The 2,795-nt window shown below is 71.6% G+C and carries 2 protein-coding genes; both read right to left on the reverse strand.

Features of this window, described 5'->3' with window-relative positions:
* Positions 1–2,264 (reverse strand): M1 family aminopeptidase (locus ACIRDX_RS22555; RefSeq protein WP_396627662.1); only part of this gene is annotated, 2,264 nt, incomplete at its 3' end.
* A 168-nt stretch (positions 2,265–2,432) separates the two neighbouring features.
* The coding region (locus tag ACIRDX_RS22560) for a PP2C family protein-serine/threonine phosphatase (protein WP_396627663.1) at positions 2,433–2,795 on the reverse strand (363 nt) is incomplete at its 5' end.

Consider the following 2,795-nt stretch of genomic DNA (forward strand, 5'->3'; position numbering starts at 1 on the left):
CGGCTGAGCATGTGCAGCACCAGCGCGCTCTTGTTGTAGACCGTCGACCGGAACATGCGGCTGTCGCCCTTCATGTGCCCGATGCGGTACCCGAGCCAGATGGGCCCCTGGTCCGCGGCCTCCATCGAGGTGCGGGCCAGCTGCCGCAGCATGTTGGCCGCCGACTCCTTCGGCCTGACCTTCTGCGCGTACAGGAACGCAAAATATTGTGCGAAGCCCTCGCTCAACCACTGCTCGTGGTAGTTCTCGCCCGCCACCGTCTGTCCCCAGAACTGGTGCGCGAGTTCGTGCGCCACGAAGAACTGCGGGAAGTCCTCGAACGACACCGGGTCGCGCGCCCAGTTGAAGGGCGTGCCTGGCATCGGCTGGTGCAGCAGCGCGAAGTAGGCCGGGCTGTGCCCGCCCGGCAGCGTGTCTTCGACGAGGGCCAACCGGAGCGACGGAAACGGCAGGTCGTCCACCAGGTCGGCGAAGAAGCTCAGGATGTCGGTGACCGTCGGCAGCAGGTCGCGGGCCCGCCCCGTCTGCCTCGGCTGGCTCCACATCTCGACGGTCGCCGTGTCGGTGAAGGGGCCGGCCGACAACCGCGACCGCCGCGGGCCGAGCGCCGGATCAGGCGCCGGGCGATGCACCTCCGCCGAGGTGACGCGCACCAGGCGGCTGACCGCCACCGACAGGTACCGGACGGGCCGCTGGGCCCGGAACACGAACGCCCGCCGCGGCTTGACGTTGGGAGCCGCGACCGGCACCGGCTCGTCGGCGACGCCGCTGCCGAGCACCGTGTACTCCTCCGGCACCGTGACCCGGATCCGGGCCGTGGCAAACGACGAGACGACGGACTGCGGGTACCAGTAGGCGCGGTAGCTGTAGACGTACCGCGGCTCGGGTTCGAGCGCGAACTCCGACACCATCTGCTGCCCGGCCTGGCCGACCGCAATGGACTCGCGATCAGGGGTCGGGGGCGGGAGGCGTCCGCCGTACGACACGCGGAGGCGGAGCGTCTGCCCCCGCCGCACCGAGTCGGGCAGGTTGACGATGATGTTCTGCTGCCCGCGGACGCGGAGGGCGAGGAGGCGACCGAAGCTGTCGGCGGTGACGGCGCGGAGCGAGAGCGGCTCGGCGAGGCGGAGCGTGAGCGTCTGCACGGCGGCGCCGGTGATCCGGAGGTCGAGGTCCGCCCGTCCCTCGATCCAGAGGCGCGCCGGGTCGAACGAGACGTCGACGTTGTAGTGCTCGATGGAGTAGTCGACCCGGTCCTCGTCGTTGTAGCGGCGCGCGCCCCGTTGGGCCAGTGACCGGGCCGACGTGTACACCGACAGGTTCTTGCGCCGGCGGCGGTCGAACAGCGACACGTCCTCCGATTCGCCCCCGCTGCGGGCGTACGTCAGCTGCCCGTAGCGCGCCAGGTCCATGTCCACCAGCAGGTCGCCGATGGGCGGCACCAGGCTCCACGTGTCGCGGCTGAGGTCGCTGAGGTCGAGGCTGTAGGACTGTCCCACCTGCTCGCCGAAGAAGCGGCGGGCCCGCTCGAGGCCGGCGCGGTCGACGGGCATCGGCGTGAGCGCGCCCAGCGTGAGCCGCTGCTCCACGTCGACGGGGTTCACGCGCAGGAAGAACCGCGACACGCGCGCCCGCAACTGGTTGTCGCCGGCCACCAGCCGGATCTGGCCCTGCTCGGACTCGGTGGGCGGCGCGAACGTGACGTCGCCGTCGCCAACCACCACCAGCGCCGTGATGAGCCCCCGCGCCTCGGCCGCGTACGCGGTGCCCGACGGCACCACGATGGTGAAGTCCTCGCCGCGGATGGTGAGGTCGCGCACGGCGAACTGGCGGTCGGCGAGCGACAGCCGCACGAGGCCATCCACTTCACTCAACCGGGCCGCCGCCGCGATGCGCAGCGGCAGAGCGGGGTCGCCGGCGATCGGGGCGAGGTCGAATCGCCACGACGACACGCGGGCCGTGGTGGCGGTCTCGATGAGGATGTCGGCGAGCAGGCGGAGGCCGTCGGCGCCAAGTTCCTGCCGGTCGCGCTCGCGCACGACGACGCGCGTGGTGAGCGTGGAGGCGCTCTCGCTGGCGAGCGCCTCGACCTGGGCAGCATCAGCCGCGGCAGTGAACAGCGCCTGCACCGCCTCGGGCGCTCCGGCCTGAAGGGCCTGTTCTGCGCGCACGAAGAGCGTCCCGACCGCATCGGTCGGCTGTGCCGTGGCAGGAGTGGCCCCCCACAGCACCGCAACGATCAGGAGCCTGGCTGCGAGCCGCATGGAACGGGCTGACGCTTGATTCTAGCGCCTCACAGGTAGGGCGGCGTGTCCCACGCCGCCGCGGTGGAATGGCGGCAGGCTGCAGGCCACAGGCGACCTGTCGCCGGCAGGCCATCGGCATCTTCAGACCAGGTCGGCAGTCGGCCGTCGGCAGTGACCGTCAGTACGTCACGCCGTCGGGATCGGCGGCGGCGTCGCGTCGTCGAGGCGACGGACGACGAGCACGGTGAGGTCGTCGAACAGCGTGGTGTCGTCGGTGTGGGCCTTGACCTCGTCGATCACGCGGCGGGCGACGAGGCCGGCGCGCAGGCCGCCCATCTGGTCGGCGAGGACGCGGAGGCTCTCGGTCTCGTACGGCTGGCCTGCGGGCGACTCGGCTTCGGTGATGCCGTCGCTGTAGGCCAGGAGCAGGTCGCCGACGCCGAGCGTCAGCGTGGCCTCGGTGAAGGTGGCCTTGCGCGAGAGGCCGAGCGCCATGCCCGTCGGCGCGAGCCACTCGATCCGGCCCGACACGCGGCGGAACAGGGGCGG

This window comes from Luteitalea sp. (genome assembly GCF_044337415.1).
Lineage (GTDB): Bacteria > Acidobacteriota > Vicinamibacteria > Vicinamibacterales > Vicinamibacteraceae > Luteitalea.